Source organism: Tenacibaculum geojense, from assembly GCF_042676005.1.
Taxonomy (GTDB): Bacteria; Bacteroidota; Bacteroidia; order Flavobacteriales; family Flavobacteriaceae; genus Polaribacter; species Polaribacter geojense.
Map to the genome: position 1 here is coordinate 72,546 of NZ_JBHTJR010000014.1, position 16,509 is coordinate 89,054.

Here is a 16,509-nt window from a genome sequence, read left to right on the forward strand (position 1 = left end):
ATATGAATATAGACGTAGATACATATATAAGTACACAAAAAAAATGGACGCAAGAATTACAAATCTTGCGTTCTCTGTTATTAGAACTTCCGTTAACTGAAACTATTAAATGGGGTGCACCAGTATATGTTTACAAAAATAAAAATGTTGTTGGTATCGCAGGTTTTAAAAATTATTTTGGTTTGTGGTTTTTTCAAGGAGGTTTATTGCTAGATGAGGCTAATGTTCTACAAAACGCTCAAGAAGGAAAAACCAAAGCAATGCGTCAATGGAGATTTTCATCAGTCAATGAAATCGATAAAGAGCTTCTTAAGTCTTATGTATTGGAATCTCTTGCTAATTTTGATCAGGGTAAGGAAATTAAACCAGATCGTAAAAGTAAAAAAGTTATACTACCTAAAGAATTAGATGCTATATTTACAGTAAATCAAGAGCTTAAAAAAGCTTTTTTAAAACTTACACCAGGTAAACAAAGAGAGTATGCTACTTATATAGAAGAAGCAAAAAGAGAAAAAACCAAAATAACTAGAATTCAGAAAATAACACCAATGATTTTAAAGGGTGTTGGTCTTAATGATAAGTATAAAAATTGTTAGATGAAACCCAAAACAATCTGGCTTATTTTTTATGTTTTGTTAATTTTTAATTTTTACAAATCATATGGTTGTAGCTGTTCACATGACAAAATAACTCAAGAGATATATGATAACTATTCATTAATTTTTATAGGAGAAATAATTGAAGTTGAAGATTGTGATAATCTAGGATATCAAAAGTTTACTTTTCAAGTTGAAAATATTTTTAAAGGTCAAACAACTAAATTTATTTCTGGTTTAAATAACTGTGGTGGAGTTTGCAATTTTTTATATGAAAAGGGACAAAAATGGTTAATTTATTCTAATCCTAGTAAGTATGGCTTAATAAATGACTCATATTTATGTAATCAAAGCATAATAATTAATGATCAAGAAGAAAGATTGTTATTACATAAAGATTACAACAATACTTATAAAAATAATTTAGAATCTGAAATTAGTTTTTTGAAGAGTAGAAAAACTGATGAGTCTAAAATAGTTAATTTTCAATTTATACAACTAATCCCTGTTTTAAAAAATATTTTAATCTTAGGTATTATTATTTTACTATTTTTTCTGTCTTTTAGCTTAAAAATTAAAATTTTACCATATAGTATTGGTCTTGGAATAATTAGTGGTTTGTTAATTTATAATTTAGTTAAAAACTATTATTTCACTAAGCTTACAGGTAAAATATCTTTACAATTTACATTGATGATGATATTTATTTTATTATCAAATCTTATTTATTTTCTTTCTACGAAAGAAAATATAAAATTCAAAAAATCACTTCTATTTAGCTTTTATTATTATGTTTCTAGTATTTTGACAACCATTTACATATTAATAGCAAATAATTACATAAATATTCAATATGACGAGAATTTTTATACAACAATTCTCTTTATTATAAGTCTTGGGTTACTATTTAGTATTTCTGCAGCTACACTTATACTATTACAAAAAAAAATAATTCTAAGAAAAAAGTAGCTATAATATTAGCTCAAATTAACTAATTTATAAATCTAAAGTTTTACTATTTATTAAAATTAAAAAATAATAGCTTTTAACTTTATAAATAAATACATTTTAGTTCTTGTTCTTCACTAATACTTTATCAATAGTAGCAATACTATCGCATCTAATTACATAAACATCAAGTAAGTCTCCAGTTACATAATATTCAGCACAAGGTTTTTGGCGTGGCTTACTTTTTTTAAAAGATACATCCCCTTCTCTTAAAAGTTTGCTTACCATTGCTGTATCAATATTATTTTGTTGTAAAGTAGTTAATGCATTTTTACTATATACTCTTTTTCTTACACGAATGGTTTTTAAGGTACGAGCATCCATACCATAATCAAAAGTAACTTCTTTTTTATTCCAAAAAAATAAAACAATAGGAACTCCTAATGAAACTCCTAATAAATACATTCCAACTCTCTTTAATAAATTCATGTGTTACTCTTATTGGGGTGCGAAAATACAGAAAAAGCTTATATAATCAATAAGTTTATATCTCTATATGGAATATCAAACCAATCAGCCACCGTTTTATTGGTTAAAATACCATGATAAAAATACATTCCGTTACGTAAACTTTTGTCAAATCTTGCTGCGTTTTCAAAACCGCCTTCTTCAGCAATATTCAATAAATAGGGGGTGAAAATATTACTGATTGATACAGAAGCTGTTCTAGCATATCGAGATGGAATGTTTGGAACACAATAATGAATTACACCGTGTTCTGTAAAAGTAGGTTTGCTATGTGTTGTAACTTTAGATGATTCAAAACAACCACCTCTATCAATACTAACATCAACAATAACAGCACCTTCTTTCATGTTTTCTACCATTTCTTCAGTAACTACAATAGGAGTTCTATCTTTTCCTCTAATAGCACCAATAACAACATCACAACGCATTAATGCTTTTTGTAATGCTTTTGGTTGTACTGTAGATGTGTACACTGGAGATTGAACAAATTGCTGAAGTCTTCGTAATTTAGTTATAGAGTTATCAAATACTTTAACTCTTGCTCCTAAACCGATAGCAGCTTTGGCAGCAAATTCACCCACTGTTCCTGCACCTAATATAACAACACTACTTGGTGGAACTCCACCTATATTTCCTAATAACAAACCATTTCCTCCGTTAGAGGTGGTCATCAATTCTGCAGCTATATGCATAGAGGCAAAACCTGCTATTTCACTTAATGATTTTACAACAGGAAATACCCCGTGTTCATCTTTTATATAATCGAAAGCAATCGCTGTAATTCTTTTTTTGGCTAAGGCTTCAAAATATTTTTTCTCTTGTGTTTTTAATTGTAAAGCAGATATTAAAACTGCTTGCGGATGCATGTATTCAATTTCATCCAAAGATGGTGGTTCAACCTTTAAAACAATATTGCAGCCAAACGCTTCTTTAACATCATAAGAAATTTTTGCGCCAGCCTCAGAGTATTCATTATCAGAATAGTTAGCACCTTCACCGGCACCCGTTTCAACAACAACACGATGTCCATGAGCTACTAAAGCAGAAACAGCATCTGGTGTTAAACTTATTCTTTTTTCTTCAAAATGGGTTTCTTTGGGTAAGCCAATATATAACTCGCCTTTTTGTTTTGAAATTTCTAACATTTCAGGCTGAGGAATTAATTGTTCTTTTGTGAAGGGAGATAATGAGCTCATTAACTGTTTTTAAGTTGAATATTTCGTTGTCCGTTTTCTAAAATTTCAATGTGAATTTCAGTAGCATTTAAAGGTAGTAAATTTTTAACATTCTCTGGCCATTCTATTAAGCACCAATTATTACTATAAAAATAATCTTCTACTCCCATATCGTAGGCCTCTTCTTCTTTTTCAATTCTATAAAAATCAAAATGATATACTGTTTCTTGGTTTACAGTTTCATATTCATTTACTAACGAAAAAGTAGGAGAGTTTGCTACATCTTTTACACCTAAAACTTTACACAACTCTTTAATTAACGTTGTTTTACCGGCTCCCATATTACCATTAAAAAGTAATATTTTGTGCTGAGAGTTTTCTACAATTTCTTGAGCAACGACTGATAATTCGTTTAATGAATAGTTTTTGTTCATAATGCAAATATAAAAAAGACCTTATATTTTTTTACAAGGTCTTTTTAGTATTTCTTTTTATCTATTTAGGATCATATATTCCACAAGGAATAATCATTTCTTCTAAAGAAATTCCTCCGTGCTGATAGGTGTTTTTATAATATTTTACAAAATGATTGTAATTATTTGGGTAGGCAAAAAATAAATCTTCTTTAGCAAAAATAAAAGGACTATTTATAGAAATTGAAGGAAGAAAAACATCTTTAGGGTTTTTTACTTCAAAAACCTCTTTTTCTTCATAACTTAAACTTCTTCCTGTTTTATAACGTAAATTGGCACTAATGTTTTTATCTCCAATAACTTTAGAAGGGTTTTTACAATTAATAGTACCATGATCTGTTGTAATAATCAGTTTTTGTCCTAATTGATGTGCTTTTTGAATAATTTCAAATAAAGGAGAGTTTTTAAACCAACTAACGGTTAAAGATCTGTAGGCTTTGTCATCTCCGGCTAATTCTTTTATAACCTCCATTTCTGTTTTTGCATGAGAAAGCATATCAACAAAATTATAAACAATTACGGTTAAATCGTTTTGTTTAGTACTATTGTAACTATCAGATAATTCTTTACCTGCTCTTAAAGAAACAATCTTATGGTATTCATGCTGAATATTTAAACTCAATCTTTTTATTTGTTCTGATAGAAATTCAGCTTCAAATAAATTTTTACCACCTTCATCAGTGTCATTTTTCCAATATTTTGGATACAATTTTTCCATTTCTGAAGGCATTAGGCCAGAAAATATTGCGTTTCTTGCATATTGAGTTGCTGTAGGTAAAATGCTAAAGTAAGAATGTTCTTTTTCTTTTTTGTAAAAGTTATTAATTAAAGGTTCTAAAACTCGATATTGATCATACCTTAAATTATCAATAACCACCCACAAAACACCTTGGTCTTTGGATAGGTTTGGAACTACATAATCTTTAAAAAAAGTATGTGATAGAGTTGGTTTATCTTCACTTGATGACAACCAGTTTTGATAATTCTTTTTAATAAATTTAAAAAATTGTGAATTAGCTTCAGCCTTTTGACTTTCAAGTATGCTTAACATACCAGTATCTTTAATATCTTCTAACTCAAGCTCCCAATGAACAAGTTTTTTGTATAAATCAACCCATTCTTCATGGTTATTTACCATTGATAGGTCCATAGCTATTTTTCTAAATTCCTGTTGATAATTAGAAGTTGTTTTTTCTGAAATTAATCTAGAGTGATCTAAATTCTTTTTTAAGCTTAAAAGTATTTGATTTGGATTTACTGGTTTTATTAAATAATCAGCAATTTTAGACCCTATGGCTTCTTCCATAATATATTCTTCCTCGCTTTTAGTTATCATAACAACAGGAAGATTAGGCTTAATTTGTTTAATTTGGGTTAATGTTTCTAATCCAGTTAAACCAGGCATGTTTTCGTCTAACAAAACAATGTCATAATTGTTTTCTTCTACTAAATCTATAGCATCAGTACCATTATTACATGATGAAACTTGATAGTTTTTTTGTTCTAAAAAAATAATGTGAGGTTTTAATAAATCAATTTCATCATCCACCCAAAGTATTTCAAATTTGCTCATAATTGTTTTAGTAGTTTACACAAATTAACGATTAAAACTGATTTATCGTGTAATTGTAAAAGCTAAAAATAAGTTAATTAAACGGTGTTTTGTTTGGTTTAGTTCATAAAATGCACCTATTTTTGTTATACATAGAACAATATTTACATTTTGAGTAAACAAAAAACTAACAAATTAAAAATATTAAACGATCCAATTTACGGATTCATTTCAATTCCAAATTCACTTATTTTTGATATTATAGAACATCCTTATTTTCAGAGATTACGCAGAGTAACTCAAATGGGATTATCAAATTTAGTGTATCCCGGAGCAAATCACACTCGTTTTCATCACGCCATTGGTTGTATGCATTTGATGCAAAAAGCAGTTCATGTTTTACGTACTAAAAATGTAGAAATTTCAAATAAAGAAGCCAATGCTTTGTATATAGCAATTTTATTGCACGATATTGGTCATGGTGCGTTTTCACACGCATTGGAGCATAGTATTGTTAATGGAATTGCTCATGAAGAAATTTCTTTAAAATTCATGAAAAAGCTTAATGAAAAATTTAAAGGAAAGCTAACGTTAGCAATTAAAATTTTTGAAGGTAAATATCATCGTTCTTTTTTTAATCAGCTTATATCAAGTCAGCTAGATATTGATAGGTTAGATTATTTAAAAAGAGATAGTTTTTTTACGGGAGTTGCAGAAGGAAATATTTCTTCAGATAGATTAATTACCATGATGAATGTTAAAAATGATGAATTGGTAATTGAGCAAAAAGGAATTTATTCTGTAGAAAAGTTTTTAATTGCAAGAAGATTAATGTACTGGCAGGTTTATTTACATAAAACATGTTTATCTGCAGAAACATTACTAGTAAAAACACTACAAAGAGCTAAAGAATTGGCTAAAAAAAATGTTGAGCTTTCAGCAAGTACACCTTTAAGGTATTTTTTATACAATACCATTAACGCAGAAAATTTTACGGATGAAACCCTTGATATATTTTCAACCCTTGATGATTATGATGTTTTATCTGCTATTAAAGAATGGGTTCATCATGATGATTTAGTTTTAGCAAAACTATCTTCAATGATTGTAAATAGAAAATTACTTAAAATTCAATTACAAGACAAGCCATTTACAACAAAACAGCTTGAAAAAATAGATGTTAGTTTTAAAAATGAATTAGGCATTGCAAAAGAAGATTTACATTATTTTAAATTTGAAGATAAAGTAATTAACCAAGCATATAATTCAGAAAAACCTATAAAAATCTTAACCAAAAAAGGAAAACTTAAAGATATTGCAAAAGCTTCAGATCAATTAAATCTTCAAACATTAACAAAACCCGTAATAAAATATTACGTTTGTTATCCGAAGAAATTTTTGTTGAATTAAAAGTATCTTCAGTCAATACATAAAATTTATTTACTTTTGCAATCTAATGAAGTTTACAGCAGAACAAATAGCAGGTATTTTAGAAGGTGATGTGGTTGGAAACCCAAACGAGGAAGTTTCTAAATTATCTAAGATAGAAGAAGGATGCAAAGGGTCGTTAACATTTTTAGCTAACCCAAAGTATAACAATTATATATATGATACGTCAGCATCAATAGTAATTGTTAACAAATCATTCACTCCAGAAAAAGAAATAGCAGCTACATTAATTAAAGTAGATGATGCTTATAAAGCCTTTTCACAATTATTAGAGTTTTACAACCAAGTTAAAAACAATAAAACAGGTAGAGAAAATCCTCATTTTATTGCATCAAGTGCTGAAATTGGAGAAAATGAATACATTGGTGCCTTTTCTTACATAGGAGAACAAGTGAAAATAGGTAAAAATGTAAAGATTTATCCAAATTCATATGTTGGAGACAATGTAGTAATAGGTGATAACACTATCGTTTTTGCAGGAGTTAAAATTTATTCTGAAACAATCATAGGTAAAAATTGTAAAATTCATTCAGGAACAATTATTGGTTCTGATGGATTTGGTTTTGCACCAGATGAAAATGGAGAATATCAAGCAGTACCTCAAACAGGAAACGTTATAATTGAAGATAATGTTGATGTTGGTTCTAATTCAACTATTGATAGAGCTACTTTAGGCTCAACAATTATTAGAAAAGGAGTGAAGCTTGACAATCAAATACAAATAGCTCATAACGTAGAAATAGGTAAAAACACAGTAATAGCTTCTCAATCCGGTATTGCTGGTTCTACTAAAATTGGCGAAAATTGTATGATTGGTGGACAAGTAGGAATTGTAGGTCATATTTCTATTGGGAATAATGTGAAAATTCAAGCACAATCGGGGATTGGTAGAAATTTAAAAGATAATGATGTTGTTCAAGGCTCACCAGCATTTGGTTATGGTGATTACAACAAATCATACGTGGTGTTTAAAAATTTACCAAAACTTGCAAAAACAATTAATAAACTAGAAAAAGATTTAAATACTCAAAAACCAAACAATGAGTAATAAACAAAAAACTATAAAAAACGAAATTTCTCTATCTGGTGTAGGATTACACACAGGTAATGAAGTAAAGATGACTTTCAAACCAGCGCCAGCTAATCACGGATTTGCTTTTAAAAGAGTAGATTTAGAAGGTCAGCCTGTAATAGAAGCTAAAGCAGACTATGTTACAACCACGCAAAGAGGTACCAACATGGAAAAAAATGGAGTACAAATAAACACTTCAGAACATGTTTTAGCAGCAGCAGTTGGTTTAGATATAGATAACTTATTAATTGAAATTAATGCTTCTGAGCCTCCAATTATGGACGGCTCTTCAAAATTCTTTATAGAGGCTTTAGAAAAAGCAGGTATACAAGAATTAGATGAAGAAATTGAAGAGTATGTTGTAAAAGAAATAATTTCATATAAAGATGAAGCTACAGGCAGTGAAGTAATTTTAATGCCTGCTGATGAATATCAGGTTACAACAATGGTAGACTTTGGGACTAAAATATTAGGAACTCAAAACGCTACCTTAGATACAATTTCAGATTTTAAAGAAGAAATATCATCGGCTAGAACATTCAGTTTTTTACATGAAATTGAGATGTTACTTGAAAACGACTTAATAAAAGGAGGTGACTTAAATAATGCTATTGTATATGTTGATAAAGAATTATCTGACTCAACTTTAGAAAAGTTAAAAAAAGCCTTCAATAAAGACGATATTAAAATTAAGCCAAACGGAATTTTAGATAATTTAGAATTACGTTGGGCCAATGAAGCTGCACGTCACAAATTACTAGATGTAATTGGTGATTTAGCATTAGTTGGTACTAGAATTAGAGGTAAAGTTATTGCTAATAAACCAGGTCATTTAGTAAACACTATGTTTGCTAAAAAGCTGGCAAAAATCATTAAGAATGAAAAACGTAATAATGTACCTAAGTACGATTTAAATCAACCACCTTTAATGGATATTCATCAAATAATGGATGTTTTACCACACAGACCTCCATTTTTATTGGTTGATAGAATTATAGAGTTATCAGATTCTCATGTAGTAGGAATGAAAAATGTTACCATGAATGAAGATTTCTTTGTTGGTCACTTTCCTGGAGCACCAGTAATGCCTGGTGTGTTACAAATAGAAGCAATGGCTCAAGCAGGTGGAGTATTAGTTTTAAGTACTGTACCTGATCCAGAAAATTACTTAACTTATTTTATGAAAATAGATAAAGTTAAGTTTAAAAGAAAAGTATTACCTGGTGATACTTTAATATTTAAAAGTGAATTAATTACCCCGATTCGTCGTGGTATTGCCCATATGCAAGCCTATGCTTATGCAAACGGTAAAATTGTTGCAGAAGCTGAACTAATGGCACAAATAAGTAAAGTAAAGTAATTATGAATCAACCTTTAGCATACGTTCATCCGCAAGCAAAAATTGCAAGAAACGTAGTTATAGAGCCCTTTACAACCATTCATGCCAATGTAGAAATTGGTTCTGGAACTTGGATAGGTTCTAATGTAACCATAATGGAAGGAGCAAGAATTGGTAAAAATTGTAGGATTTTTCCAGGTGCTGTTATTTCTGCTATCCCTCAAGATTTAAAATTCAACGATGAGGAAACTACTGTTGAAATTGGTGATAATGTAACCATTAGAGAGTGTGTAACTATTAATCGTGGTACTTCAGACAGAATGAAAACTGTGATTGGAGATAATTGTTTAATCATGGCTTATTGTCACGTTGCTCATGATTGTATGGTTGGTAACAATTGTATTTTTTCTAACAATTCTACACTAGCTGGTCATGTTACAATTGGAGACAATGTAGTATTGGCGGGTATGGTAGCTGTGCATCAATTTGCATCCGTTGGAAACCACGCTTTTGTTACAGGAGGATCGTTGGTAAGAAAAGATGTACCTCCTTTTGTAAAGGCGGCAAGAGAACCTTTATCTTATGTAGGTATTAATTCTATTGGTTTAAGAAGAAGAGGCTACACAACAGAAAAAATTAGAGAAATTCAAGATGTTTACAGAATTTTATTTCAGAAGAATTACAACAATAGTCAAGCAATTGATATTATTGAAGCTGAAATGGAAGCAACATCAGAGCGCGATGAAATTATACAATTTATAAAAGATTCTCATCGCGGAATAATGAAAGGATATTACAAAGCAAATTAATTAAAATGGCAACTACATCAGATATTAAAAAAGGGTTATGTATTCGTTATAACCATGATATTTTCAAAATAATAGAGTTTTTACACGTAAAGCCAGGTAAAGGTCCTGCTTTTGTTAGAACAAAATTAAAAAGTGTTACGTCAGGTAAAGTTATTGATAATACTTTTTCTGCGGGTCATAAAATTGAAGATGTACGAGTAGAAACTCGTTCTTATCAGTATTTATACCCAGAAGGTGATATGTATCATTTCATGAATACTGAAGATTATAACCAAATTACTTTAATGAAAGATTCATTAGATTCTCCAGATTTATTAAAAGAAGGAGAAGTGGTAACGGTTATTTTTAATGCTGAAGATAATTCACCATTATCAGTAGAAATGCCATCTCATGTGATTTTAGAAGTTACGCATACAGAGCCTGGAGTTAAAGGTAATACAGCAACTAATGCAACTAAGCCTGCAACTGTAGAAACAGGAGCTCGAATAAATGTTCCTTTATTTATTAACGAAGGAGACAAAATTAAAATAGATACAGAAAAAGGAGCTTATACAGAGCGTATTAAAGAATAAATATTTCCCGCATTAGCGGGATTTCTTTTCCATGAAATTTAAAGAAACTCAAACACTACAAAAAATTGCTACATTATTAAACATTGACTATGTAGGTGATCCAAATTTTACAATTACGGGTATTAATGAAATTCACGTAGTTGAAAATGGTGATATTGTTTTTGTAGATCATCCTAAATATTATGATAAAGCTTTAAATTCTGCTGCAACCACAATTTTAATAAATAAAAATGTTTTATGCCCAGAAGGAAAAACTTTATTAATTTCTGATGACCCTTTTAGAGATTTTAATAAAATAACAAAACATTTTAATCCTTTTATAGCTTCAAAACAAACTATTGCAGATTCAGCAGTAATAGGAGAGAACACTATAATTCAGCCAAATGTATTTATAGGTGAGAACGTTACTGTGGGAAAAAACTGTGTAATACATCCTAATGTAACAATTAATAGTAATTGTGTTATTGGTGATAATGTGATTATTCAGTCTAACACAGTATTAGGAAGTGATGCTTTTTATTATAAAAATAGACCCTCAGGTTTTGATAGATTAATTTCTGGAGGTAGAGTTGTTTTAGAAGATAATGTAGAATTAGGAGCCTCTTGTACAATAGACAGAGGGGTTACCGGAGATACTACAATTGGTAAAGGATCAAAAATTGATAACCAGGTACATGTGGGTCACGATACCTTAATTGGTAGTAAATGTTTAATTGCTGCTCAAACTGGTATTGCAGGATGCACTGTTATAGAAGATGAAGTAACTATTTGGGGGCAAGTAGGCGTAATTAGTGGACTTAGAATTGCCAAAGGTACTGTACTTATGGCACAAACAGGTGTTATGAAATCTTTAGATAAAGGCGTTTATTTTGGAACTCCTCAAAAAGAGTATCGCCAAACAATGCGCGAAATAGTATATTTAAAAAATCAAATCAATAAAGAAAAAAAGTAACATAAATTTAATTGGTATTCGTCAATTAAAAAGTTATTTTTGCTTGTCTTAAAAAATAAAATAAACAACCAATGAGTGTTTTAGTAAATAAAGATTCAAAAATTATTGTACAAGGATTTACAGGAAGCGAAGGAACTTTCCACGCAGGTCAAATGATTGATTACGGAACCAACATAGTAGGTGGTGTTACTCCAGGTAAAGGAGGACAAGAGCACCTTGGTAAACCAGTTTTCAATACCGTTGACGAAGCTGTACAAAAAGCAGGAGCAGATACTACTATCATTTTTGTTCCGCCAGCATTTGCTGCTGATGCAATTATGGAAGCTGCTGAAGCAGGAATTAAAGTAATTATTTGTATTACTGAAGGAATTCCTACAGCTGATATGGTAAAAGTTAAAGCTTATATTGATACTAAAGACTGTACTTTAATTGGTCCTAACTGTCCTGGAGTTATTACACCAGAAGAGGCTAAAGTTGGTATTATGCCAGGTTTTATTTTCAAAAAAGGTAAGGTAGGTATTGTATCTAAATCTGGTACTTTAACTTACGAAGCTGCTGATCAGGTTGTAAAACAAGGATTTGGAATTACTACTGCCATTGGTATTGGAGGAGATCCAATTATTGGAACTACTACCAAAGAAGCAGTAGAGTTATTAATGAATGACGATGAAACTGAAGCAATTGTAATGATTGGTGAAATTGGAGGTAACTTAGAAGCTGAAGCTGCTCGTTGGATTAAAGCTGATGGTAACCGTAAACCAGTAGTTGGTTTTATTGCTGGACAAACTGCACCAGCTGGTAGAACAATGGGACATGCAGGTGCTATTGTAGGAGGAGCTGATGATACTGCACAAGCTAAAATGAAAATATTAGCTGAAAATGGAGTTCACGTTGTAGAATCTCCTGCAAAAATTGGAGAAATGGTAGCTAAAGTTTTGGCTTAAATTTTACATAAAATATTTCTTAAAAATCCGTTGAATTTGTAAATTCAACGGATTTTTTATTACAAAATATTTAACTTAACTATGAAATTATTTAAAAAAACAAAATTGCTGCTTTTCAGTATGTTAGTAGTAGGATTGATTGGTTGTAAAACCAATAACAATTCATCATCAATAACTGCTGAGGAGAAAAATGACGCCAATGGATTTTCGTATACTACTTACACAAATGATCCCACAGGTTTACGTTTATATACTCTAGATAATGGACTAAAAGTATATTTAGGAAGAAATACAGAAGAGCCAAAAATTCAAACTTTAATTGCTGTAAAGGCAGGATCTACTTATGACCCCGCAGATAACACTGGTTTAGCTCACTATTTAGAGCACATGGTTTTCAAAGGTACAGATGAAATTGGTACAGTAGATTTTGAAAAAGAACAAGTTTACTTAAAAGAAATTTCTGATTTATATGAAAAACATAAAGCAGAAACTGATCTTGAAAAAAAGAAAGAAATTTATCAGCAAATTGATAAAAAATCTTTAGAAGCTTCAGAATTAGCAATTGCTAATGAGTATGATAATATGGTAAATTCATTAGGTACGCAAGGTACTAATGCATTCACATCTAGTGAGCAAACAGTATATGTTGGTAAAATACCATCTAATGAAGTAGATAAGTGGTTAATGGTAGAAGGAGAGCGATTTAGTAAATTGGTTTTACGTTTGTTTCATACAGAACTAGAGGCAGTTTATGAAGAATATAATCGTGGCCAAGATAATGATGGAAGAAAAATGTACGCTAAAATGTTAGAAGGACTTTTTCCTACACATCCATACGGAACTCAGACTACTATTGGTGAGTCAGAGCATCTTAAAAATCCATCTATGGAAGCAATTCATGCTTATTTCAATAAATATTATGTGCCAAATAATATGGCAGTAATTATGGTAGGTGATTTAGATTTTGATGAAACTATTGTAAAAGTAAATAAGGCTTTTGGAAATTATGAGCGTAAAGAAGTAGTTCATCCTACATTTGATGAAGTTGCACCATTAATTACTCCTGTTAAAAAAACAGTTTACGGACCAACGGCCGAAAATATTTATGTAGCTTTTAGAACACAAGGTGTTGGAAGTAAAGATGAAACAATAGTAACATTAATAGATTATATGCTAGCAAATTCGCAAGCAGGATTAATTGACTTAAATCTTAACCAACAACAAAAAGTACAAAGAGCTTCCTCTTTTACAAACTTTGATAATGACTATGGTTTTCATGTTGTTTATGGGGTACCAAAACAAAATCAAACTTTAGATGAAGTAAAAGAGTTATTACTTGCACAATTAGATAAAATTAAAAAAGGTGAATTTGAAGATTGGTTGCCAAGTGCTGTTGTTAACGATTTAAAATTATCTAGAATTCGTCAATACGAAAATGCAAGTTCTACAGCTTATGCATTTTTATCAGCATTTATTGGTGAGCAAGATTGGGATAATCGTTTAAAAATGTTAGACGATATGAAAAATATTAGCAAGCAAGATATTATAGATGCAGCTAATAGAATATATAAAGATAATTATGTAGAAGTACATAAGTTAAAAGGTGAAGATCCATCAATTGTTAAAGTTGAAAATCCTGGTATTACACCAATCAAATTAAATAGAGGAAAAGAATCTGACTTTAAAAAGAAATTTGCACAAGTAGAGTCAAAATCATTACAACCTAAATTTATTGACTATAAGTCTAAAATAAAAGAGGCTAAAACTGCAAATGGTATAGAGATTTCTTACATAGAAAATGAAACCAATGACTTGTTTAATTTAAATATCATTTTTGATATGGGAAGCGATAATGATAAAAAATTATCATTAGCTGCTGGTTACTTAGAATACTTAGGTACAGATAAATATAGTGCTGAAGAAATTAAAAAAGAGTTTTATAAATTAGGTGTTAATTATTACGTATCAACAGGTAATGATAAAACTTATGTTGGTTTAAGAGGGTTGAAAGAAAATTTACCAAAAGGATTAGAATTACTTGAGCACTTATGGGATAATGCAAAAGCAGATCAAGAAGCGTACGATAAATATGTAAATAAAATTTACAAAGAACGACAAGATGGTAAAACTCAAAAAGGTAATATTCTTTGGAATGGTTTGATGAACTATGGTATGTATGGTGAAAATTCACGATTAAGAAACATCATGCAAATAGATGAACTAAAAGAAGTTAACCCAGAGGAATTAGTAAGTTTAGTAAAAGACTTGAAGAATTATAAACAACGAATTTTTTACTACGGAAAAGATTTAGATGCTGCAATTACAGCATTAGATGCAAATCATAAAGTTTACGGTGATTTAAAAGAATATCCCGAAGCAGTAAAATATACTGAAACTGAAACAGGTGGAAATGTATACTTTACAAATTATGACATGGTACAAACCGAAATGTTATTTTTAGCAAAAGGAGAACCTTTTGATCCTAAAAACTTAGCAGCGTCTAGATTATTCAATACCTATTTCGGAAGTGGATTATCATCTATCGTATTTCAAGAAATTAGAGAAAGTAAATCTTTAGCATATTCAGCTTTTGCAGCTTATGATACTGCTTCAGAGAAAGGAAAACCAAATTATGTTTTAGCTTATGTTGGTACTCAAGCTAATAAGTTAGAGCAAGCAGTTGATGCAATGATGGATTTAATGAATAACATGCCTGAAGCAGAAAAACAATTTAATGCAGCAAAAGAAGCTACATTAAAAAAGATTGCTGCTGAAAGAATTACAAAATCAAATATCTTCTGGTCTTATGAACGTTTAAAGAAATTAGGAATTGAAAATGACAATAGAGAAGAAATTTATAATACTATTAAAAATATGACAATCAATGATTTGAAATCATTTTTTGATAATAATATAAAAGGAGAGAAGTACAATGTAATGGTAATAGGAAACAAGAAAGATCTTGACGTTAAGTCTCTTCAAAAGTTAGGCAAAATTCAAGAGTTAGAAGTTGATTATTTATTTAATTACGTTGATAAGAAAAAAATAAAATCTTAATTAACTTAGTTAATTAAAAGATTAAAATCCTGCTAAGATTAATTTTTTAGCAGGATTTTCTTTTTATATTTGAAATTCTAAAAACAACTAATTTAATGAAACTACTAGAAAACAAAACTGCAATTATAACTGGTGCTACCAGAGGTATTGGACGTGGAATTGCATTAGAGTTTGCAAAGCAAGGTGCTAACGTTGCTTTTACATATAATTCATCAGTTGACGCTGCAACTGCTTTAGAATCAGAATTAAAAGAATTTGGAGTAAAAGCCAAAGGATATCAATCTAATGCAGCAGATTTTGATGCAGCTCAAGATTTAGTTAAAAATGTATTGGAAGAATTTGGTACTGTTGATGTTTTAATTAACAATGCAGGTATAACAAAAGATAATTTGTTGATGAGAATTTCTGAAGATGATTTTGATAAAGTAATTGAAGTAAATTTAAAGTCTGTATTTAATTTAACAAAAGCAGTGGTTCGTCCAATGATGAAACAACGAGCTGGTTCTATAATTAATATGAGTTCTGTTGTTGGTTTAAAAGGTAATGCTGGTCAAGCAAATTATGCAGCATCTAAAGCAGGTATCATAGGATTCTCAAAATCAGTTGCTTTAGAACTAGGTTCTAGAAACATAAGAAGTAATGTAATTGCTCCTGGTTTTATAGAAACTGAAATGACAGCTAAATTAGATGAAAAAGTTGTTGAAGGTTGGAGAAATGAAATTCCATTAAAAAGAGGAGGATCACCAAAAGATATAGCAGATGCATGTGTATTTTTAGGTTCAGATATGAGTTCATATATTACTGGTCAAACCTTATCTGTTGATGGGGGAATGTTAACTTAGTATTTGATCATATAAAATAATCATAAAAAAAGTCTGTAAAATATTACAGACTTTTTTATTATACTAATTTTAATAAAAAAATAGGTAGTTTTTTACTTTGCTGAGAATCGCGTATTTGAAATTAATTTGAATAATTATACGAATAAGAGATTTTGAGAAGATTGGTATTTAGCTCATAATTTATCTTAAAATTAGAAATAA

Annotated in this window: 15 protein-coding genes; 11 read left to right on the forward strand and 4 right to left on the reverse strand. The window is 29.8% G+C overall.

The window, feature by feature from the left end; all coding sequences use genetic code 11:
* Positions 1–2: 2 nt before the first annotated feature.
* The gene (locus tag ACFQ1U_RS01015; protein ID WP_386104387.1) at positions 3–596 is read left to right on the forward strand and encodes a YdeI/OmpD-associated family protein; all 594 of its coding nucleotides are present in this window, start codon (positions 3–5) and stop codon (positions 594–596) included.
* On the forward strand, positions 597–1,565 hold the full coding sequence (locus ACFQ1U_RS01020) for a hypothetical protein (protein WP_386104389.1): 969 nt from the start codon (positions 597–599) through the stop codon (positions 1,563–1,565).
* 99 nt (positions 1,566–1,664) lie between these two features.
* Here ACFQ1U_RS01020 and ACFQ1U_RS01025 read toward each other — a convergent pair whose 3' ends face one another.
* The 4 genes from ACFQ1U_RS01025 to porX form a co-directional block, all read right to left on the reverse strand.
* A complete protein-coding gene (locus ACFQ1U_RS01025) occupies positions 1,665–2,033 on the reverse strand; it encodes a DUF4258 domain-containing protein (protein ID WP_386104391.1) in 369 nt (122 codons plus the stop codon).
* A gap of 38 nt (positions 2,034–2,071) precedes the next feature.
* Positions 2,072–3,268: an alanine dehydrogenase gene (locus tag ACFQ1U_RS01030; protein ID WP_386104393.1), complete on the reverse strand. Its 1,197-nt coding sequence runs from the start codon at positions 3,266–3,268 to the stop codon at positions 2,072–2,074.
* Positions 3,268–3,681, reverse strand: coding sequence for a tRNA (adenosine(37)-N6)-threonylcarbamoyltransferase complex ATPase subunit type 1 TsaE (gene tsaE, locus ACFQ1U_RS01035; RefSeq protein WP_386104394.1), 414 nt, complete (start codon positions 3,679–3,681; stop codon positions 3,268–3,270). The genes ACFQ1U_RS01030 and tsaE overlap by 1 nt, the downstream gene beginning before the upstream one ends.
* Positions 3,682–3,742: 61 nt before the next feature.
* Entirely contained in the window at positions 3,743–5,293 is a 1,551-nt protein-coding gene (gene porX, locus ACFQ1U_RS01040) for a T9SS response regulator signal transducer PorX (protein WP_386104396.1), read from the reverse strand.
* Positions 5,294–5,443: 150 nt separating this feature from the next.
* Between porX and ACFQ1U_RS01045 the strand changes: the two genes are divergently transcribed.
* From ACFQ1U_RS01045 to fabG, 9 genes are all read left to right on the forward strand, one after another.
* On the forward strand, positions 5,444–6,682 hold the full coding sequence (locus ACFQ1U_RS01045; RefSeq protein ID WP_386104398.1) for an HD domain-containing protein: 1,239 nt from the start codon (positions 5,444–5,446) through the stop codon (positions 6,680–6,682).
* Positions 6,683–6,728: 46 nt separating this feature from the next.
* Entirely contained in the window at positions 6,729–7,769 is a 1,041-nt protein-coding gene (lpxD, locus tag ACFQ1U_RS01050; protein WP_386104400.1) for a UDP-3-O-(3-hydroxymyristoyl)glucosamine N-acyltransferase, read from the forward strand.
* Entirely contained in the window at positions 7,762–9,153 is a 1,392-nt protein-coding gene (locus ACFQ1U_RS01055) for a bifunctional UDP-3-O-[3-hydroxymyristoyl] N-acetylglucosamine deacetylase/3-hydroxyacyl-ACP dehydratase (RefSeq protein WP_386104402.1), read from the forward strand. Before lpxD ends, ACFQ1U_RS01055 begins: the two co-directional genes overlap by 8 nt.
* A 2-nt stretch (positions 9,154–9,155) precedes the next feature.
* On the forward strand, positions 9,156–9,941 hold the full coding sequence (gene lpxA, locus ACFQ1U_RS01060) for an acyl-ACP--UDP-N-acetylglucosamine O-acyltransferase (RefSeq protein WP_386104404.1): 786 nt from the start codon (positions 9,156–9,158) through the stop codon (positions 9,939–9,941).
* A 5-nt stretch (positions 9,942–9,946) separates the two neighbouring features.
* On the forward strand, positions 9,947–10,513 hold the full coding sequence (gene efp / locus ACFQ1U_RS01065) for an elongation factor P (RefSeq protein ID WP_386104406.1): 567 nt from the start codon (positions 9,947–9,949) through the stop codon (positions 10,511–10,513).
* 31 nt (positions 10,514–10,544) lie between these two features.
* Positions 10,545–11,465: a UDP-3-O-(3-hydroxymyristoyl)glucosamine N-acyltransferase gene (locus ACFQ1U_RS01070; RefSeq protein WP_386104408.1), complete on the forward strand. Its 921-nt coding sequence runs from the start codon at positions 10,545–10,547 to the stop codon at positions 11,463–11,465.
* 71 nt (positions 11,466–11,536) lie between these two features.
* Positions 11,537–12,409: a succinate--CoA ligase subunit alpha gene (gene sucD / locus ACFQ1U_RS01075; protein ID WP_386104410.1), complete on the forward strand. Its 873-nt coding sequence runs from the start codon at positions 11,537–11,539 to the stop codon at positions 12,407–12,409.
* 81 nt (positions 12,410–12,490) lie between these two features.
* Entirely contained in the window at positions 12,491–15,466 is a 2,976-nt protein-coding gene (locus ACFQ1U_RS01080) for an insulinase family protein (RefSeq protein WP_386104412.1), read from the forward strand.
* Between the two features lie 95 nt (positions 15,467–15,561).
* Complete coding sequence (fabG, locus tag ACFQ1U_RS01085) at positions 15,562–16,308, forward strand: 3-oxoacyl-[acyl-carrier-protein] reductase (RefSeq protein ID WP_386104414.1); 747 nt, start codon at positions 15,562–15,564, stop codon at positions 16,306–16,308.
* Positions 16,309–16,509: the final 201 nt, after the last annotated feature.